The organism is Clostridium phoceensis, assembly GCF_001244495.1.
Lineage (GTDB): Bacteria > Bacillota > Clostridia > Oscillospirales > Oscillospiraceae > Lawsonibacter > Lawsonibacter asaccharolyticus.
In genome coordinates this window covers 2,140,676-2,160,071 of the sequence record NZ_LN866274.1, presented here as the reverse complement: position 1 = coordinate 2,160,071, position 19,396 = coordinate 2,140,676, and the positions used below count along the sequence as shown (strand labels likewise).

Genomic DNA, 19,396 nt, shown 5'->3' with positions numbered 1-19,396 from the left:
CCGCGTTACGGGCCGTCTGGTCTGTAACGCGGCTTTCTCCATCAAAAAGGGCTTGTGGAACAGAGACTTTTGGAGTATTCTTTAGTTATCAATAACTAACCCGCAAAGAGGCGTATCACTATGAAGAAATCAGACTTGGACTTCTGGCAGGGAATGGCCGCACATTACACCAAATTCATGCGGCGCTCTGCACCGTTATATACAGAAATCTGCAATCACATTCGTCCGCATCTCACACGGGATATGAATGTATTGGAACTGGCCTGCGGCACAGGCCAGCTGTCCTTTCCCCTGTCTCCGTGTGTCCGGCTGTGGGAGGCCACCGATGCCTCTTCCAATATGATCGCGGAAGCCAAGAAGCGGAGCGGATCTTCCCGGCTTCATTTCTCAGTGCGGGATGCCTCCTGTCTGCCGTATGCCTCGGAAACCTTTGACGCGGTGGTGATTGCCAATGCCCTGCATATCTTACCGGAGCCGGAAAAGGTTTTGCGGGAAGCTCGGAGAGTCTTAAAGCCGGGAGGATGGTTATTTGCCCCCACCTTTGTCCACGCCGGTGGAAAATTGGCCAGACTGCGGACCTGGGGTATGGAGCGGACCGGCTTTCGTGTCTACCACGCCTGGAACGCCGGGGAATTCATTGCTTATCTTTCCTCCCACGATTTTTGGGTGACGGAACACACCCTGCTCGGGGGGCGTGTACTGCCTGTGTGCTATGTGGCCGGCAGGAAGTAACTGCCCAGAATGGGGCGAAAGCGGGCCATCGGCATACAGCGCCGATGGCCCGCCCTTGCATTTTGTGACTTCAGTGAGATAAATCGGAGGGCAACAAAGCAAGTCCTTTTCCGGTGCGTCTATGCATCATTGTCTATCGCACCGTGGTTCCACACCTGAACCAAACGGCTGCGTTAGCAGTACTTTCTTCCGCAGAATCGCTTTAGTTGAAGCGTGCTATTCAGACTTTTCCTGTTGCTCTGTATTATGGTGTCTGTGTTTCCCACAACAGTGATGTCCAGCATGTCCTCCACAGCAGCAACCAGCATCTGCCGGATTCAAGTGAAGAAGGTCTACTTTTTCTGTTTCCGTCGACTCTTGGATTTTGGCATTTATTAAAGATTCGAGCATGAGATACACTCCTTATTTCCGAATAATGTCAATGTCCTGTGTGCCAGAGCAGAGGCATTCCGTGCGTTTTTCACATTTTGTAAAGCCCACGCGTACGGCCGCATCTGATACTTCGTTTTTTAATACGCCCATATCCATCCCCTGGAAGTAATACGGCAGATACCCCATTACCATATCCCAGGGGCCGGTGTGGTCAGGCAGGATAGCCTCGCTGATAACCAGCAGCACCCCTCCGGGATTCAGTGCGTCATAGCACTTTTTCAGCAGTTCTTCCATACGGCCTTTGGCAAAGAGCATCACATTGAGGGCCAGGATTAAATCATACCTCTCTCCAATTCTGTCTGCCATAAAGTTGCCGCACATCACTTCCGTGCGGTCAGTGAGTCCCATAAGGGAGATGGATTCTTCCACCACCGCCGGGGGAAAACGGTCAAATAGGACGCCAGTACGATCCGGCCGATCACCGATGACTGCCAGCCCTAAAAGTCCTGTAGCACCGCCTAGGTCCAGCACGCGCCTGATTTGGTCATTTTCCGGCAGAGAACGCACAATCCGCAACAACTCCTGCTGCCGGTAACCTTCCTGTGCCTGTCGCATCCGCTGTGCAAAAGAGGCAAAATCCAACTGCTGCTCCATCGCTTCCTGTTGCTGGGACTGGGGGCCTTTTGTGACCAACAGCTTCACATCCATAGGTGCCATGCCTTCCTGCATATAAAAGGGCAGAAAGCCTCCCAAATATTCATCTTTCCCTTTGACCAGATAGCGGTCAACTTCCGCGGTGTTCTGGTAAGTGCCGTCCGTCTTGTTTAAAAAGCCGATGGATACCAATGCACTGAGCAGGTATTCTGTATTTGCCTTATGCCATCCCATATGAACTGCCAGTGCTTCAGCAGTAACCGGCTGGCAAAGTTGAGAAAATACATCCAGCTCCATGGCCGCATTGAGCAATCTGGAATATAGATTTAAAAATGGAAGCTGGACTAACTGTTCCCAAACACTTACAGACTTGTTGATTGTGAACATTAAAAAACCCCCTTTGTTTTTATATGGTTAGTTATTGCTAACCTCAATTTAATTATACCGGAGCCACCGGCTTCTGTCAAGGAAAGGCATAGAGTGCTTCGTTCATCCAGATTATAGGAATATTGGAATGTACGGTACAGCTTTCATCCAAGGAAACGGCCTCGCTGCTACAAGTTAGTCTACCTTACCTGCTTTGAAACCTTTCTTCGGGACACAAAATAAATCACCCCTCTTGAGCGAGTGTTCAGAGGGGTGACTTTTGAATCAGGTTCTTATATGCAGTTGATATGTGTTGCGCCGTCTGCCTTTTTATTTAATTGCGTCCTTCAATACCTTGCCAGCCTTAAAGACTGGCATCTTTCCGGCTGGGATCACAATGGGCTCGTTGGTTTTGGGATTCCGGCCCGTACGCTCAGCACGCTCTTTCACTTCAAAGCTGCCGAAGCCGGTGAGCTGGACCTTATCTCCCGCGCACAACGCTTTCTCGACCTGGGATAGGAATGCGTTCAAGACTTTCTCTGCATCCGCTTTGGAAACCCCGCTCTCCTCGGCCATACCAGCAATCAGTTCTCCCTTGTTCATAAAGCAAATTCCTTTCTCTTTCTATTGATTTGGATAAGCACTCTTTACATGATAGCCGCATCGGCGGCTTACCACAGGGATGAAGCCCAAGGCATAACGGCTGAGGGAGGAACGCCCTCAGCCGCAACCGCGGTCAGCACATATCCCGTGCCCACTCCCGGACATCTTCCAAAGTCAGCTCAAAGCGGCCGCCTGCCGCAACCGTATTCCTGGACATATCCACGATCATATAGCCGCCAAGGTTGTCCGCACTGATGGGCGCATGGGATTTCCGCATCATGTAGCCAGCCGCCTTCAGTATACGGCGGAGCGATTGCTCCAGGGAGTCTTCTGTACGCATCGAAATACCTCCAATTTGATATTCCGAGCCAAACCACGCCGCGCTCCAACCGTTTTCCTGCTGATATTATAACAGAGAACTCACAGAAAATGCAACTGTGCGGGCCGGTTTGGATGCTTTTTCCCTTGCGTTTCCAATGCAGGCACTCAAAATTAGCGCAAAGGGCCTCGGACCTCGAAGGGAACATATAGCACTCGCCATTGAAAAGGCCCCATCGCTCTGGCATCCTAAAAAGTTGAATATTCCGTAATCAGACAGCCGCGGCGCAGGTAATAGAATACCCACACCGCAGCGTTGTCTTTTTCAATCAAAGTATCCAGCGGCTGGACTTCGTTCGCTCGGAGACGAAATTCCGGTAGATGCCCGCCTGCTGGATCAGTTCGTCGTGGGTACCCTTTTGGACGATGCGGCCCTGGTCCAGCACCAGAATCTGGTCCGCACCCCGAACCGTCTTGAGCCGGTGGGCGATCATCAGCACGGTTTTCTCCCGCGTCAGAGCTTCCATAGCCTTTTGGAGCTGGTCCTCATTCTCGGGGTCTACATTGGCCGTGGCCTCGTCGAAGATGACGATGGGCGCGTCCTTCAAAAGGCACCGGGCAATGGAGATACGCTGCTTCTCTCCGCCGGAGAGCGTGGCTCCTCCCTCGCCAATTACCGTATTATATCCATCCGGCAGGGCAGAGATAAAGTCGTGGCAGCACGCCTTTTTCGCAGCCTCCACCACCTGTTCATGGGTAGCGCCCGGGCAGCCGAACTTGATGTTGTTCTCCACGGTGTCTGCAAAGAGGTACACCCGCTGGAACACCATGCTCACCTGCTCCATGAGGGATTCCAGTGTGTACTCCCGCACATCCCGGCCGCCGATGGTCACACGGCCGCCGTCCACATCCCAAAACCGGGCAATCAGGTTGCAGAGGGTGGTCTTTCCGGAGCCGGAAGGCCCCACAATGGCGGTGGTGGTCCGGTCCGGGATGGTCAGTGACACATCCTTGAGGATAGGGCGGCTTCCATAGGAGAAGTTCACATGGTCGAATACAATCTCGTGGCTCTCCGGGCGGATGGCCGTGCCGCGCTGGTCCATCTCCGGGATGTCGTCCACCTGGTTGGCGTGGTCAATGGAACTGCCCACCAGACGCAGGGCGGACACACCGCTGCCCGCGGACTGGATCTGGGAGAAAATCAGGAAAGAGACAATGACCGCCATCAGCGCATTGGCGAGGGTCATAGTACCCGTCAGGCACAGCCCCACCGACGCCGCCAGGATTAGAACACTGAACAGGTGGAGGACCATCTCCTGGCCCCAGATATAGGGAGTAAACAGCTTCTCCACCGCCAGATTGTTCGCCCGGCTGTCCTCCAGCGCCTGCCGCACCCGCTTGTCGCCCTTTCCCGTCAGGTTAAAGGACTTGATGACGCTCATGCCCTGGAGCTGCTCCAGCACCGCCTCCACCAGCCGGGCCTCGTCCCGCTGGCGCTTGGGGGCGATTTTTGCGGACTGCTTCTCCATCGCTGAAAGTAGGGCCAGATACACCAGCATCCCCGCCAGGGCCAGCAGGCCGATCCGCCAGTCCCAGAACAGGACGCACAGCAGCATGACGGCGGAGTTGATCAGGCCGCCCAGAATGCTGACCAGCACCATGGGGCCGGTACTCTCCACCTCGTCCAGAACGGTGGTGGTGATGCCGGTGAGTTCTCCCAAGCTCTGGTCGTTGAAATAGCCCATGGGGACCCGCTTGAGCTTGTCGCCGATGGAGATGCGCTTGTTCGCCACCATGAAGTAGCCGGCGTGGGTCTGCTGGAGCTGGCTGAAGCGGTTGAGGACGGCCCGGCCCAGAATGCTGGCCAGCAGAAGCCCCAGCGCCTGCCAGGCCGGGGTGGAGTCTGTGGAGCCGCCCACCAGGGCCAGCACCACCACATAGATGGCCGCGATCTGGAACATGTGGAACACCGCGTAAAAGAAACCTAAAATCATGGACTTTCGGATATTGCCCTGCTCCTCTCCGGCAAAGTCCCAGATTTTTTTCAAAACACCGATCATGCCTGCTCTCCCTCCTTTGCGCCCATATGCGCCCGCCACATCTCCTGATACAGCGGGCAGTTTTTCAAAAGTTCCCCGTGGGTGCCCACATCCTGGATGCGGCCGCCATTGACTACCACGATCTGATCCGCGCCGGTGATGGTGCTGAGGCGGTGGGCGATGACCAGCACGGTCTTTCCCGCCACCAGCCTGCCCACGGCCTGCTGGACCACGGCCTCGTTCTCGGGGTCTATGTAGGCGGTCGCCTCGTCCAGCACCACAATGGGCGCGTCCTTGAGCATGGACCGGGCGATGGCGATGCGCTGACGCTCACCGCCAGACAGATGGGTGCCGCCTCCGCCCACCACCGTGTCATAGCCGTGTTCCAGACTGCGGATAAAGGTGTCACACCCGGCGGCTTTTGCCACGGCCTCCACCTCGGCGTCGGTGGCCGCCGGGCGGCCCATGCGGATGTTCTCCCGAATGCTCTCGTCAAAGAGGTAGTTGTCCTGGGAGACAAAGGCCACCTGGTCATAGAGCTGCTTCAGCGGGACCCGCTTCAAGTCCTGCCCGCCCAGAGTAATGGAGCCGGAGGTCACATCCCAGAAGCCGGCGATCAGCTTGGCGATGGTAGACTTGCCGGAGCCGGAGGGCCCCACAAAGGCGGTCATGGTCCCAGCGGGGATGGTGAGGGACACATCGTGGAGCACTTCCTTGTCCGCGTGGTAGCCGAAAGACACATGGGAGAGCTGGATGTCCCGCCCCTGGAACTCCGCCGGCGTTTCCCCGTGGTCCTGCTCCGCTCCGTTCAAAATGGCATCCACCGAGCCCACGATGGTGCCTACCTTGGCGAGACTGTCCACAAAGTCCATGGCGGCCAGCAGGGGCCCGGCAATGCCCAGGGACAGGACGATGGTGGTGATAAAGGTCTCGATGGGCAAACTCCCCCCGGTATAAAGCAACCAGCCCACCGGCAGAATGGTGATCATGGTGGTGGGCGAGATGGCACGGGCCAAAGAGACCGGCATCTGGCAGCTCTTCATCCAGTGGTAGAAGTAGGAGGCGTTGGCCTTCACGCTGTCGGAGAAGCGGGCATAGGACTGCTTGCCCTGGTTAAACGCCTTGATGACCTCAATGCCGCCAATGTACTCCACAATGGCGCTGTTCATGGCCTGGGTTGTCTTGACCGAGCCCTCGTACTGCTTGCCGTAGCCGGCCATGACCGCCATCATGAAGGCCATGCCCACCGGGATGGACACCAGACTCAAAAGGGCCATCCGCCAGTCCAGCACGAACAGATAGATCAGGATGCACACCGGCCCCAGCACATTGGCGGTCATCTCCGGCAGAAGATGGGCCAGAGGCCGCTCCATGCTCTCCACCTGGTCCACGATGATCTGTTTCATCTGTCCGCTGGAGGTGTCCAGAATCGTACCCAGAGGCATCTTTGGCAGTTTCTCCAGCACTTTCTCCCGGATAGATTTCAGGATAGCAAAGGTGGCCTTGTGGGATTGGGACAGGGCCAGGGAATACAGGGTGGCCCGGAGCAAAAAGCCCACGAGCGCCACAGCGCACCATATCAGATAGTATTGCGCGCTCTGCTCCCCTTTCAGCAGGCCCAGGATGATCTGCGCCGCGGCGAAGTAGGGGAGCATCCCAAACAGTACCCCCACCACAGCGGACAGGACCGCCCGCTTCAAGCCGCCCTGCTGTCCCTCTCCCAGCTCCCACAGACGGAGCATGGGGCTTTTCTGTTTCATGATAAATTCCTCCTTTTGGTTAGTAATTGCTAACTTTTGCGCAAATGAGAGGGCTGCACCCAAAGGCACAGCCTCTTATCAGGGCTGAGGGTCAAACACGGTGGAAAATCCCGCCATGTGGTAGCAGTTGAGCATCTTGATATAGCGGTGGGCGGCGGCGCGGTCCATGTTGTGCCGCACCACCTCAAACATGCCGTTGAAGTAGGCGGTGACGATGATATGGATGAACTCCTCCGTCACCAGACCGGACTTGACGCTCTCACAGCCGATGACCTCCATGTACTTGTAGGTGTACTCCACCTCGATGTCCACCAGTTCATCCAGGAAACAGGCAAAGCGGGTGCCGTGGGCCCCGTCCAGCAGCAGACAGAACACATCAAAGTGGTCGTAGATGTAGTCCAGCATTTCCTCCTGGTGGCGGGCGGTGTACTGTCCCATATCCGCACGCTGCTCCTCCTCGCTGAGCTGGTGAAAATCCTCCTGCACCCTGCGGAACATGGCCTTGAACTGATCCACCACTGGCTCCGCGATGGCCCGGAACAGTCCCTCCTTGTCTCCAAACCGGGTGTAGATGGAGCCGGTGCTGGTATCTGCCGCCTGAGCTATGGTGCGCAGAGAAGCGTCCAGAAATCCCTTGGACAAAAACTCTGACTTGGCGCACTCCAGCACCTTGTCATAGACACCCGCCTTTTGTTTTGCCACTGTCATTCCCCCCTTTTCAAAACACTGTTTTATAACGATGTTTTGAATATAGCACGGTGATTTTTATTTGTCAAGAGGGGAGTTGCTTGAGAAACCTTCTGCCAGACTATAAGAGCAATCTCTATTGACAGATAAATTACCAGCGCGCTATAATTACATATACCCCTAACGGTATGGAGGTGTTCTGGATGAAGCAGTGCATGGATGCGGAAAACCTGCACCGCAGATTGAAAAAAATCATCGGACAGGTACAGGCGATTGACCGTATGGTGGACGAAGATATTCCGTGTGAGGATATTTTAGCCCAAATCAACGCGGCCAAATCTGCGCTGCACGGATGCGGGAAGATCGTTTTGGAGGGCCATATTCAGCATTGTGTGCGGGATGGCCTGATACACGGAGACGCCGAAAAAACCATCGAGAACTTTACAAAAGCGGTAGAACGGTTCTCCAACATGGGATGAAATCTGGATATAGAGAAAGCGGCCGGGGACGGCCGCTTTTTTCTTGACAAGTTATACCCATAGGGGTATTATATACGCATACCCCCTATGGTATGAAAGAGAGGATGATTTATGCAAGCGTCTATGGAAAAATTAGAGCACCTGTTGGAACTCGGCGGGATCAAAAAGGACATCACTCTCCTTGTGATTTCCGGCGTCGCAGTCATTTGCAGTTTGCTTCAGTTCCAACCTCTCCCCTTTGACATGGCATGGTTCGCCATCGTTCTGTGCGGCCTGCCAATTATTTTGGAGGCAATGATCGGACTGGTCACCGCTTTCGATATTAAAGCAGATGTGCTGGTATCGCTGGCTCTGATCGCCTCGGTCTGCATTGGACAGATCTTTGCGGCCGGAGAGGTCGCCTTCATCATGCAGCTCGGCGCGCTGCTGGAGGAGGTGACGGTCGCAAAAGCGCGGGCCGGCATTGAAAAGCTGGTCCATCTGACGCCGCAGACTGCAAGGGTCCTGAAAGGCGGAAAAGAGGCCGTGATCCCCGCCGAGCAGGTCCAGGTCGGCGATTTGCTCCGCGTTCTGCCCGGAGAAACCATCCCTGTCGATGGTGTGATCGTGTCCGGCCAGACCTCCATCAATCAGGCGGTCATGACCGGCGAATCCCTCCCCGTGGACAAGACCGTGGGCGATGGCGTATCCAGCGGCACCGTCAATCAGTTTGGAGCCTTTGAAATGGAGGCCACCAAGGTGGGCGAGGACAGCTCGATCCAGCGCATGATCCGGCTGGTCCAGTCTGCGGATGCGGGTAAGGCAAAGATTGTCGGCCTCGCTGACCGCTGGGCAACCTGGATCGTGGTAATTGCCCTGAGTGCGGCGGCGCTGACCTGGTTGATCAGTGGGGAGATCATTCGTGCGGTCACGATCCTCGTTGTGTTCTGCCCTTGTGCTCTGGTACTGGCGACGCCTACCGCCATCATGGCGGCCATCGGAAACGCGACCAGGCACGGCTTCCTCGTGCGGGAGGGTGACGCGCTGGAACGGCTCGCCAAAGTCAAGGTGATCGCCTTTGATAAGACCGGGACTCTGACCTATGGAACACCGGAAGTCGTTGAGGCTGTCAGTATTTCGGAGCGGTATGAAAAGGCGGAGGTTTACCGGCTGGCCGCTTCCGCAGAGCAGTTGTCCGAACATCCACTTGGGAAGGCCATTGTGAGCTGCTGCAAAAAAGAATATGGAGCGGAACTTTCTCCAGCGGAGAATTTTCAGATGATCCCTGGCCGGGGCGTATGCGCTCTTGTGGAGGGAAAACAGGTTTTCGCGGGAAACCCCGAACTGCTTCAGGAGCACGGGATCAAGATGGCGCCCCTGCTTGAGGCGGAAGCGCATATCAGGAAAGGCTGCACTGTGACCTGTCTCGCGGTGGATGGTGTGTTTGCCGGATATATCGTACTGTCCGACACGCTGCGCAAGGAGAGCTCCGGTATGATTGACGCGCTTTCCGGGCTTGGCGTGCAGCCCGTTCTCTTGACAGGGGACCACGAAAATGCCGCCAGGACGATTGCGGGCGAACTCCATATCCGCCAGGTTCAGGCAAACTGCCTGCCGGAAGATAAGCTCAAATCCATTGAGGAATACCAGCGGCATGGCAGCCCGGTCTGTATGATCGGGGATGGCATCAACGACGCGCCGGCGTTGAAAAAAGCGGAGGTCGGCATTGCGATGGGCGGCGTGGGCAGCGACATTGCAGTGGATGCGGCTGATATTGCGCTGGTCGATGATGAGGTCAAGGAGCTGCCGCATCTGATTGCGCTTTCCAAACGGATGATGATCACCATCAAGTGCAATATGACTTTTTCCATGGCGCTGAACTTTCTGGCCATTGTTCTTGCTATTAGTGGAGAGTTAAATCCGGTTGTCGGCGCACTGGTTCATAATGCAGGGTCCGTTCTTGTCATTACCAATTCTGCGTTTTTGCTGAAATGGAGGAGAAAACAGAAATGATGTATAAAATCATTGGCCTTTTGATTGGTCTGCTGATCTTCGGTGCGGGAATATATTACCTCATAAAAGAAAAGAACGATCCCAGTTCCCGAAAAATTTACGCTGTCTTTACCGGTGCCGGGGCTGTTATTGCAATCGTTTGTGGGATACTGTTGTTCATCTGAATTTGCGGATCTATTGTTACTGCTGAAATATTCACACTGAGTCTGGCTCAAAAAGAAAACGATATAAACGGACTGCATTTTTGAATAAACGAAACAACAAGATGGAACATTTTTGAACTGTTCCATCTTGTTGTTTATAATTTTTTCAAAATATAGATGCAATCTCAGAAAGAAAAACTCCCTCGGAAATAAATCCTTTGGCAAACGAATAAAAGAAATTTGATAGCTGTGAGTAATCTCCAATCTTCACAGTGCGGTAATCTGTGATTGGCATTTCACAGATAGTCATAATTGCTATGCAAAAAGTACCGAATCCCGCCCGATTTTTAGCAGGGATTCGGTACTTCATAGCGTCATAGCAATATCCGAAATAAACTTGCGAATCACTTCAAGCTGATACTCATTGCACTGTCCCAAAAGTCCGTCAATGTCCTCCCGTACTCGGCCGTTGTCCTGTACTTGATAGTCCAGTACCACGACGCTCTCAATAGGGATCTGATATACCTCGCATACCTGAAGCAGCTTGGGCAGGCTGATTGGCTGCTCACCTCGCTCAATCAGCCCCCAGTAATCGCTGTTCTCACCCAAGGGCTCACAGAATTTTTCGCGGGTCAGCCCTTTCAGCTCTCTGATTTTGCGCAATTTGCGGGCAATCCGCTTTGCCCGTTCATCCACTCTGTATTCCAAGGCGTCAAATCCTTCCCGCGTGTATTTGTTTTATTTTATCGAAAATGTCGGCCTTCATACAGTGTGATAAATATAGTATTACCATTGACTTTTATATATGTTTGTGATTATACTTTCTTTGCAAGAAGTATTTTCCATGTGCGGCGGAATACAAAGGAGTGGAATCATGAGGCGGCTGAATGTCACCCACCCGCAAATCAGCCTGGAGGATTTCATCTATTACTATCACATTGCGCACAAGCGGAAAAATATCCGTGCGCTTAATCAGCTCTGCCATCTGTATCCTGAGCTATCCGTTATGGCGTTTCAAAACGATTCCCTGTCAAAGCGGTATGACCCATCAGAATACGATTACTACTGCTGGCACCCGATTACATTGGGAAGCGCCTATATGACAGAGCGGCGCATCATGGATATGGTGGCTTATCTGTTTTCTCGGGATAGAGCGCCCAATGGATATAAACACAGACTCCGCACGGCTGCCTTGTCCTACCGGCTGATGTTCAATTATTCCTTGGACCGCTATCAGAAGGACTATGACAGGCAAGAACTGTGGTCGAATTTTTTCTTGCGACTGCCAGATCTCCGACACAAAATTGAGAGGTATCGCATCCACAGTTTGATGGAATTGGAATATCGGGCAGCGGAGTATTTTATGGATACCGATTGAGCCCAAAATAAGAAATAGAAAATCCCCGCAGATTCGGCAAATCTGCAGGGATTTTTCATTTTATTATTGAGAGGTTCTCAAACCTATAGACGCTGTCAGGGACAGTGCGGACGGGGTTGTTTGGTTCTATCTTCTGGCGGAGCTGGCTGATAATGTTGATCATCGTCAGGAGTGCGTTTTACCTGTGCTTGGGTACCGTCTTCCCACTCCTTACATCCCTTACCGCCTTTCAAGATTCAGCCACAGTATAATCTCGGTCTCCGACTCATCCTATCTCTGTATCCCCTTGAATGGTCGGATAGATTATCTGCCACGCCGGGAGAAAGTCCAATTGCACCAGCGCGTTGCGGAAGGCTCTTGATAAGGGGTCCACAAATTCCCTTCGGCTGTGAAGCAGTTCCACGATATAAAGCTCCCATGTGTAGTGGGGTCCCCGCTGCTCCTTCCACAGGGGGTAATACGCCCTCTCTGCCCGGAACATCAGAAACTCCACGATTGAGATGCAGTTCTCGAAGGAATGGAGTTTTGCCATATGGAGCATCCCGGCGCTGTCATAACGCGTTACGGGAAAGTCCACTTCTGCTTCTTCCAATGTAAAGTCAAATGCGGAGGCAGGGAACGCCATCACGGTGCTGAGCAGCACCCTTTGGGCTGCCAAGAGCAATGTTTTTTCCCGCTGCAAAAAGGCGATATATTCCTCCCATGTGAGGTCGGCCCAAAAACCGTCCGCATCGCTTTCCTTTTTCCAGGTGAACAGCGCGTCCTCCACCCGGTAGGTTAAATAGGTCAGGTACCCGTATGTTGTTTCTTTATCATACAGATTTGCGTACATGCCGGTGCGAAGGATTTGCTCTACCAGATTTTCATTTTGATCCCAGTTCATTGTTCCACCTGATCCGTCCATTTTTAGCCCTATTAGAAATTCAGGAAATCAAGCCCGGCGGCTTTTGACATTGCAATTACCTTGTTCGGGTCGTTCTGCAATTCCATTTCCGCCCCCAGTGCGTTCATCAGCAGGCCGAAGGTATCGTGCATCCCCATCTGATTCTGTATATTGTATGTGGCGGCGTACTCCGGGAAATAGGTCCAGATATAGTTCATCAATGCGGGGTAGTTGATTAGACCGCCGGCCCTTAACTCCTCGTACTGCCCCCATAGTTCAAACAAGGCGAGGCTGCTGGCCCACTTGGAAAAGAACAGATACCCCAAGGTGTTGTCAATTCCTTCCCGCACATCCTCTTCGGTCTGCTCCGATTGCTTCAATACGGTTTCTGAGAAGTCGCAGTTCCAAATAGGATAGCATACAGCGAGGACTTCCGCTCCTGTGCCTGTTTCGATCCAGAAGACGCCGTTCATCAGCGGCTTGTAGCGTGCGGTACGGCCCCGCGGCGTGGCAAGGGGCGCTGGATAAGTTCCAAAGTATTCCGGATGATACTCCATATTGTAAAAAGCAATATCACGAAGCGATGTCTGTCCGTCTGCATATATTCCGTGCCTGACCTGATACCGATATATCTCATACTCAATGATTTTATATCCCCGCCGCTCTTCCGCAAACGAATAGAGCAGCACACGGGAGTCCTCTTCAGGCATCCTCCCATATACCATGGCCTCTTTTGATATGGCTGGCGAGGATTTTTCCACCACATAGTATTCATCTGCCAAAAACTTGCCGTCCTGTTTCCTGGCTGCGATATAGTAGACGCCGGGGCACTCCTGGCTTGCCCTTACGATTTCACCAACTGTGTCGTCCAAGCAGAACGGCAGTCTCTCCGGAGGCGATTCTTTCTCTCTATCCATATGTCTCTCTCTTTTCCTGTGTGGTATTTTATCAAATTATCACGCTATAAAAGTGATATTGTATAAAAGAAACACACCACTCCCACCCTAATATCACACCATGAAAGTGTATTATGGGGAAAATGGTGGTGGAGGAATCATATGGAGATGGAATTTATCAGAAACCGTATCACAGAATTGCGGTTAAAAAAGGGAGTTTCAGAATACCAATTAAGTTATGATTTAGGGCATAGCAAGAACTATATTCATAACATTGTCACCGGGTATTCCCAGCCATCTGTGAAAGAATTGCTCTATTTGATTGACACGCTCGGTATCACGCCCCGTTTGTTTTTCGATGAGGAAGCGGAATACCGAAATCCAATTTTGGTTCAGGAGATCATAAATGGCATCAAGTCGATGAACGATCAGGATTTGGAAGCTGTTTTGTTGATGGTCAGGCGCTTGAATGAGAAGAATTAACAAGTATGAAATCGTGTAATTAAGATATTATACCCGATATACCGGGAATATTCAAGAGGCAGCATGTCAAATATAATAGAAATCACAAAGGGGTGGTTTCTATTATTACTTACGACCCGCTCTGGGACACCATGCGTCGAAAGGGAATTACAACTTATTCTCTAATAAAGGACTATTCCTTCAGCAAGGGAACATTGGATTCTTTGAAGCAAAACCGGAATATTTCAACCGCAACGCTGAATGACCTTTGCAACATTCTTTCTTGCAGGGTAGAAGATGTTCTTCGTCACATCCCAGATAAAGCATAAACGGCACTTTGAGGGCATTACAGCTCACACCAAAGCGCCGTTTTTATTTTGTATCTGCCTGCATAAAAAACGCAGTTACCCGTCAAGGATACCTGCGTTTTTTGCGAAAAAGGCTTCTCAGGTTACAGGAGTCAGTTCGAACTTATAACTGCTGTAGGGGGCAGTGCGGATGGGGTTTCCCGGTTCCATCTTCCGGCAGAACTGACTGATGATATTGACTACGTTCGCGCCGCAGCCCTTCGGAAACTCGTGCCATACAGCCTCGTAGATCTGTTCCTGCGTGAAGAGCCAGCCAGGGTGCTGGGCCAAGTAAGCCAGTGTAAAGAACTCCAGATGCGTGAGATACAGGGGCCCCATTTTACGGTCTGCTTGCGGAGGTGGAGTTCCATTCCAAGAAAAGTAAGAGTGGGCTTCGTGGTTCGTAGGTTTGTTCCGCCACCTCTCGCCCTACGTCGGTCAGGTGCAGGAAAAAGCCCTTGTCCATAGTTAGAAAACCGCTGTCCCTCAGTGTTGTCACTGCATGGCATACACTGGGCTTGGAGACTCCTATGTGCCGGGCCACATCCACGGACCTTACCATGCCTTTTTCCTTTTTGGAGTACCAGCACGGCCTCCAGATAATCCTCGCCCGACGCATGGAGTTTTTTCATAGGCGCGACCTCTTCTCTATACAGTGATTTTCTGTTCTGCGTTCCACATGGCCGCATATTTTCCGTTCTCGGCCAGCAGCTCCTCGTGGGTGCCAGACTCCTTGATTGTTCCGTCCGCCACTACCAGGATCTGATCCGCGTTCTTGACGATAGAAAGGGTATGGGCGATCATCACCACGGTCTTTTTCTCCTTGAGCAGATTGGCGATGGCCTGCTTGACCGCCAATTCGTTCTCAATATCCAGGGATGCGGTGGCCTCGTCCAGCAATAGGATGGGACTGTTTTTCAGAATGGCCCTGGCGATAGAAAGCCGCTGCCGCTCTCCTCCGGAGAGCAGGCTGCCGTTTTCTCCAATCCCGGTGTCATAGCTCTTTTCCAGTTTCTCCACAAAGCCGTCACATCCGGCGTCCCTACAGGCTGCCTCCACCTCCCGGTCAGTGGCCGTGGGCCGGGCGTGGCGGATGTTCTCCCGCACGGTATCGTCAAAGAGAAACACCTGCTGGTCCACCATAGAGAGCTGTGCCAGCACCCGCTCTGCGGAGACAGGCTGGATGGATTGACCGCCGATGGCGATAGTCCCGCTCTGCGGCTCATAGAATTTGGCGATCAGATTCAAAATCGTGGATTTGCCTGAGCCGGAGTCTCCCACGATGGCGGTGAGTTTCCCGTCCGGGACGGTGAAGGACACCCTCTTCAGGACCGGCTCTCCCGGCATATAGGAGAACGACACATCCCGGAAGGTGATGTCGTGCCGCTCCGGGGCAAAGGGCGCGCCCTCTCCGGCCTCCTCCGGCTCCTGAATCAGATTCTCAATGTTCCTTTTGGAGACCATCAGGTGCTTCCACTCAAAGAGATCAATGGCAATGCTGGCGGTGAGCTTGGTCAGCAGAATGGGAAGCATGGAGAGCATCAGATAATCCACGCCGCTCAGTGTCCCCGCCGTCCATGGCCCGGCGGCCAGCACCATGATGAGCGGCACGCTGCCCCAGCTGATGATATTGTAGCCGAATCCGATGGGGATGCCCTTGGCTTCGTACTGGTAGCACACCCGGCTGAACTCCTCCATGGCCTGGGTGACGGTCCTGTTTTTTACGCCGCCCATGTTGTACGCCCGGAACATCTGAATGCCGTCAATGTACTCCACAATGCCGCTCACCGTCTCGGCGCTGACCTTGTTTTTCGCCACGCCGTACACCTTTACCACCCGGAAGGACAGCCACAGGTCGGGAATCAGCAGCGCGACAACCGCCAGCAGGATCAGCCCCGCCGGCAGCCAGACGGTGCATACAAAGCCAACCAGAACCGCGGAGAGCGCGGCGTTTTTGATAATGTTCCCACTGGAATGGGTCAGGATTTTCTCATAGCTGCCCACATCGCTGGTCATGGTGTTCACATACTGCCCAACCTGCCCCTGGGTGAAGCGGGCCAGGGGGATCTTCTTGAGCTTATCCCCCAGAAGCAGCCGCAGGCGCTTGGACACCGCCGCCCCGCCGATCTGGACCTGGGTGTACCCGGTACTGTAAATGACCAGCCGCAGCAGGAAAATAACAGCGAGTCCCGCGGTGACCACTCCCACCATTCCGGCGGTAATCGTTCCTGAAGCCAGAGCGGTGAGGACGATGTAGACAGACAGATAACTGCACCCGGAGAGGATGCCCTCCAATACGGTCAGCACTACGCCAATATAAAAAGCCCTGTTTTTGCGGAACGGGGATTCATTTGTCATCGTCTTGCCCTCCTTTCACGGAATAGGTGATGGACCTGGCTGCCCGGTAGTCGGCCCAGGCTTTGCGGTAATAAGAGTTCTGTTCCAACACCTCCGCATGAGTTCCGCAGCAGGTGATGGTGTGGTCCTCCACCACCGCCACCTTGTCGCACATCTTTACCGCTCCCAGCCGGTGAGCCACGATGAGTACGGTCTTGCCACGGCAGAGGTTTTCAATGGCCCGGTCAATCTCCACCTGATTCTCCGGGTCGGCGGCGGAGGTCGCCTCGTCCAGAATGAGGATGGGGGCGTCCTTCAAAATAGCGCGGGCAATGGCGATGCGCTGGCGCTCCCCACCGGAGAAGCGTGAGCCCATAGCCCCAACCTTGGTGTCGTATCCCTGGGGCAGCGACAGGATGAAGTCGTCGATCTGTGCCAGACGGGCGGCCTCCCGCACCTGTTCCAGCGTGGCCTGCGTGCCCATACGGATGTTCTCCAGCACGCTGTCCCGGGTGAGGAAGGTCTTTTGAAACACGATGGAGATGTGGGCGAGCAGGTCCTCGTAGCGGATGTCCCTGACATTCCGGCCGCCGATGCGGACCTCGCCCTTTGTTGTATCGTAAAACCGGGAGATCAGCTGGATGATAGTGCTCTTGCCCGCGCCGGACACCCCCACCAGGGCCACCTTTTCCCCCTGCTTTACCGACAGAGAGCAATCCCGCAGCACATCCGTCTTCCCGTCATAGGAGAAGGTCACATGGTCCAGTTCAATGCCGTGGTCCTCCGGGAATGGCCCGCCTCCTTCAAAGACCGGAAGCTCCAGAATCTCCCGCACCTTTCCCACACCGCTGAGAGCCTGGGCAAAGGTGGTGGACATCTTCTGGAGCGGCAGGATCTCCGTCAGGTACATGCCGCCCACATAGGCAAAGAGCAAAAACACGCTGGCGCTCACCGAGCCCCGGAGGAACATAAGCCCCCCGGCCGGGATCATCAGGAGCATACCGCACTCCACCAGCAGCAGGAAGGCCGCATAGGGCGGCGCGGTTTTATGGGTCACCAGATTCCAGATCCGGTTTTCCTCCGAAATGGCGTGGGAAAACTTCTGAAACGACCGGCTCCCCATGTTGTACGCCTTGATGAGCCGCATCCCGGAGACATACTCGATCATTACCGAGTTGAAGCTCACCAGGGAGCGGTTGGCGTCCTCCAGAATCCCCTTCATGCGGCCAAAGATCACCCCCATCACAATTCCCGCCAGCGGCAGGGGGAACAGCGAGACCAGCGCCAATGGGACATTCACCGACAACAGATAGAGGAAGATCACCACCGGGCCGGTGAGATAGGCCACGAACTCCGGCAGGTTATGGGCCAGAAACAGCTCCAGCTTCTCAATGTCCTCGTTGAGCACGGTCTTGACCGCTCCCGTGCTCCGCTCATCCAACGCGCCCAGGGGCACCTTCGCCAGATGCTCCGTGACCATGCACCGCACCCGGAACAGAGCGCCGTAGGCCCCCTTGTGGGACAGCACCCCGGAGGCCCCCAGCAGCACCATCCGCCCCACGGTGCCCGCCATCACGAACACGGCGCAGTCCGCGATCACCGCCGGGGTGCAGGCGCCGGACAGCACCGCGTCCATCAGCCGGTACAGCCCCAGGTAAGCGGTGATCGCCAGCAGCCCGCTCCCAAAGGCGCACAGTACCGACCCGATCAGCCATTTCTTCTCTGGCCCTGCCCACCGGAGCAAAAGCCTGACTGGGCTTATCTCTTTCTGTTTCATATTGCACTCCTCCTTTACCAGCCTTGACGGAACAGGCCGGATATGATATTTTAGTTAGCAGATACTAACCAAATAACAGCATACTCCCTGTCTGTCACAGATACAAGGCGTGCCACGCTCATGCGGCTGATCGGGGTATGGATTCGGCCGATTGAGGTGGAGGAGGCGTGTCAGAATGTATAGCTGCAATGTGTTGGATGAGCAATATGCCGGGGCCATGGCGGAGCATGGCTTTGTGCCGGAGCCGGACAACCGGAGATATGGAAGCATGGGCCTGTGCTGGCGGCAGGCCGGCCCCGGTGGAAGCGGCTATTTCTGGACCTATGGGCAGCAGGACCTCTATATGCTCAAAATCCACGATTTCTATTTTCATGAGGATCAGCTTCTGGAGTTTTGCTGGCCGGAGAGCCTGAGCGTCACCTGGTACGAGTCCATCTCCGGGGAGGAGTTCTCTCCCTGCCGCCGGCTGGTGTCCGGCTGTGTCAAGAGCTTCATCGGCGGGCGGGAGCCCTACCGGGCGCTCATCCACCGCCGGGTCCCCATCGTATCCATCGGCATTGAGATCACTCCGGCCTACTATCAGGACTACCTCCGCCGCCAGTTTCCGGAGGAGTTCCAAAGCTTGTTGGAGTCCTTTCAGTCTCTGGACCAGACCGACCACTTCCCGGAGATGGTCCGCCTGCTGAAAGAGGTCCGGGACTACCGGGGCGAGGGGCTGGCCGCCAAGCTCTTTTACGACGGCAAAGTGGCGGAAGCCGTGGCGTTGGTGGTGGAACGGCATCGAGCCCACCCAGCTCCCAGGCGGACACTGACGCAGGAGGATGAGCGGATGCTGGCGGATGTGGCGGCCTACATCACCGCCCATTGCGCGGACCGGCTGCCTCTGGAGCGCCTGGCCCGCATCGGCTGCATGGGCGTTTCCAAGCTGAAGGATGCCTTTCACACCCGATACGGCTGCACCATCACTCAGTATATTCAGGGGCAGCGGATGGAGCGTGCGGAGCAGCTGCTGGTGAATACCGATCTGCCCGTGGGCCAGATTGCTCAAATTGTGGGCTATCAGAATCCCAGCCGTTTCGCGCAGCTCTTCCGCCGCAGCACCGGTCAGAGCCCGGCAGCGTTCCGTGCGTTTTCCCACCCACGGGAAGCAGAGTGAGAGAACACACCGGAC

The 19,396-nt window shown here is 54.4% G+C and carries 20 protein-coding genes and 1 pseudogene; 8 read left to right on the top strand and 13 right to left on the bottom strand.

Going from position 1 to position 19,396, the window contains the following annotated elements:
• Positions 1-120 precede the first annotated feature (120 nt).
• Positions 121-732, top strand: coding sequence for a class I SAM-dependent methyltransferase (locus BN1969_RS11135; RefSeq protein WP_050624349.1), 612 nt, complete (start codon positions 121-123; stop codon positions 730-732).
• Between the two features lie 402 nt (positions 733-1,134).
• Here BN1969_RS11135 and BN1969_RS11130 read toward each other — a convergent pair whose 3' ends face one another.
• From BN1969_RS11130 to BN1969_RS11105, 6 genes are all read right to left on the bottom strand, one after another.
• Positions 1,135-2,145, bottom strand: coding sequence for a class I SAM-dependent methyltransferase (locus BN1969_RS11130; protein WP_050624348.1), 1,011 nt, complete (start codon positions 2,143-2,145; stop codon positions 1,135-1,137).
• 309 nt (positions 2,146-2,454) lie between these two features.
• Positions 2,455-2,727 carry an HU family DNA-binding protein gene (locus BN1969_RS11125; protein ID WP_050624347.1) on the bottom strand — a complete coding sequence of 91 codons (273 nt, stop codon included), beginning with the start codon at positions 2,725-2,727 and terminating at the stop codon, positions 2,455-2,457.
• Positions 2,728-2,860: 133 nt separating this feature from the next.
• A complete protein-coding gene (locus BN1969_RS11120) occupies positions 2,861-3,067 on the bottom strand; it encodes a hypothetical protein (RefSeq protein WP_050624346.1) in 207 nt (68 codons plus the stop codon).
• Positions 3,068-3,374: 307 nt separating this feature from the next.
• The gene (locus BN1969_RS11115; RefSeq protein WP_050624345.1) at positions 3,375-5,105 is read right to left on the bottom strand and encodes an ABC transporter ATP-binding protein; all 1,731 of its coding nucleotides are present in this window, start codon (positions 5,103-5,105) and stop codon (positions 3,375-3,377) included.
• Positions 5,102-6,844, bottom strand: a complete 1,743-nt coding sequence (locus BN1969_RS11110) for an ABC transporter ATP-binding protein (RefSeq protein ID WP_050624344.1) — start codon at positions 6,842-6,844, stop codon at positions 5,102-5,104. The genes BN1969_RS11115 and BN1969_RS11110 overlap by 4 nt, the downstream gene beginning before the upstream one ends.
• A gap of 78 nt (positions 6,845-6,922) precedes the next feature.
• On the bottom strand, positions 6,923-7,552 hold the full coding sequence (locus BN1969_RS11105; RefSeq protein ID WP_336454708.1) for a TetR/AcrR family transcriptional regulator: 630 nt from the start codon (positions 7,550-7,552) through the stop codon (positions 6,923-6,925).
• 182 nt (positions 7,553-7,734) lie between these two features.
• On the opposite strand from BN1969_RS11105, the gene BN1969_RS11100 reads away from it, so the two are divergent.
• From BN1969_RS11100 to BN1969_RS11090, 3 genes are all read left to right on the top strand, one after another.
• Positions 7,735-8,010 (top strand): metal-sensing transcriptional repressor, encoded by a 276-nt coding sequence (locus BN1969_RS11100; protein ID WP_050624342.1) that lies wholly within the window; start codon positions 7,735-7,737, stop codon positions 8,008-8,010.
• 111 nt (positions 8,011-8,121) lie between these two features.
• Positions 8,122-10,002, top strand: a complete 1,881-nt coding sequence (locus BN1969_RS11095) for a heavy metal translocating P-type ATPase (RefSeq protein WP_050624341.1) — start codon at positions 8,122-8,124, stop codon at positions 10,000-10,002.
• The gene (locus tag BN1969_RS11090) at positions 9,999-10,166 is read left to right on the top strand and encodes a hypothetical protein (RefSeq protein WP_242850333.1); all 168 of its coding nucleotides are present in this window, start codon (positions 9,999-10,001) and stop codon (positions 10,164-10,166) included. Before BN1969_RS11095 ends, BN1969_RS11090 begins: the two co-directional genes overlap by 4 nt.
• Before the next feature lie 345 nt (positions 10,167-10,511).
• Here BN1969_RS11090 and BN1969_RS11085 read toward each other — a convergent pair whose 3' ends face one another.
• Complete coding sequence (locus BN1969_RS11085; protein ID WP_187120346.1) at positions 10,512-10,808, bottom strand: helix-turn-helix domain-containing protein; 297 nt, start codon at positions 10,806-10,808, stop codon at positions 10,512-10,514.
• 211 nt (positions 10,809-11,019) lie between these two features.
• Here BN1969_RS11085 and BN1969_RS11080 point away from each other — a divergent pair, with 211 nt between their 5' ends.
• Positions 11,020-11,523 (top strand): hypothetical protein, encoded by a 504-nt coding sequence (locus tag BN1969_RS11080; protein WP_050624338.1) that lies wholly within the window; start codon positions 11,020-11,022, stop codon positions 11,521-11,523.
• 265 nt (positions 11,524-11,788) lie between these two features.
• On the opposite strand, the gene BN1969_RS11075 is transcribed toward BN1969_RS11080, so the two are convergent.
• Together BN1969_RS11075 and BN1969_RS11070 are read right to left on the bottom strand one after the other, a co-directional pair.
• Positions 11,789-12,406, bottom strand: coding sequence for a hypothetical protein (locus tag BN1969_RS11075; protein ID WP_050624337.1), 618 nt, complete (start codon positions 12,404-12,406; stop codon positions 11,789-11,791).
• Positions 12,407-12,438: 32 nt separating this feature from the next.
• The gene (locus BN1969_RS11070) at positions 12,439-13,323 is read right to left on the bottom strand and encodes a hypothetical protein (RefSeq protein ID WP_050624336.1); all 885 of its coding nucleotides are present in this window, start codon (positions 13,321-13,323) and stop codon (positions 12,439-12,441) included.
• Between the two features lie 141 nt (positions 13,324-13,464).
• On the opposite strand from BN1969_RS11070, the gene BN1969_RS11065 reads away from it, so the two are divergent.
• Together BN1969_RS11065 and BN1969_RS17210 are read left to right on the top strand one after the other, a co-directional pair.
• Positions 13,465-13,785 carry a helix-turn-helix domain-containing protein gene (locus tag BN1969_RS11065; RefSeq protein ID WP_050624335.1) on the top strand — a complete coding sequence of 107 codons (321 nt, stop codon included), beginning with the start codon at positions 13,465-13,467 and terminating at the stop codon, positions 13,783-13,785.
• 131 nt (positions 13,786-13,916) lie between these two features.
• On the top strand, positions 13,917-14,093 hold the full coding sequence (locus BN1969_RS17210; RefSeq protein ID WP_305147793.1) for a helix-turn-helix domain-containing protein: 177 nt from the start codon (positions 13,917-13,919) through the stop codon (positions 14,091-14,093).
• Positions 14,094-14,210: 117 nt separating this feature from the next.
• On the opposite strand, the gene BN1969_RS11060 is transcribed toward BN1969_RS17210, so the two are convergent.
• The 4 genes and pseudogenes from BN1969_RS11060 to BN1969_RS11050 form a co-directional block, all read right to left on the bottom strand.
• Complete coding sequence (locus BN1969_RS11060; RefSeq protein WP_242850332.1) at positions 14,211-14,450, bottom strand: helix-turn-helix domain-containing protein; 240 nt, start codon at positions 14,448-14,450, stop codon at positions 14,211-14,213.
• A gap of 61 nt (positions 14,451-14,511) precedes the next feature.
• Positions 14,512-14,743: pseudogene (locus BN1969_RS17205) on the bottom strand (metal-dependent transcriptional regulator); the annotation flags it as partial.
• 16 nt (positions 14,744-14,759) lie between these two features.
• On the bottom strand, positions 14,760-16,469 hold the full coding sequence (locus BN1969_RS11055; RefSeq protein ID WP_050624334.1) for an ABC transporter ATP-binding protein: 1,710 nt from the start codon (positions 16,467-16,469) through the stop codon (positions 14,760-14,762).
• Positions 16,459-18,225, bottom strand: coding sequence for an ABC transporter ATP-binding protein (locus BN1969_RS11050; RefSeq protein ID WP_050624333.1), 1,767 nt, complete (start codon positions 18,223-18,225; stop codon positions 16,459-16,461). The genes BN1969_RS11055 and BN1969_RS11050 overlap by 11 nt, the downstream gene beginning before the upstream one ends.
• A 175-nt stretch (positions 18,226-18,400) precedes the next feature.
• Between BN1969_RS11050 and BN1969_RS11045 the strand changes: the two genes are divergently transcribed.
• Positions 18,401-19,381, top strand: a complete 981-nt coding sequence (locus BN1969_RS11045; RefSeq protein WP_050624332.1) for a helix-turn-helix domain-containing protein — start codon at positions 18,401-18,403, stop codon at positions 19,379-19,381.
• The last annotated feature ends 15 nt before the right edge of the window (positions 19,382-19,396 follow it).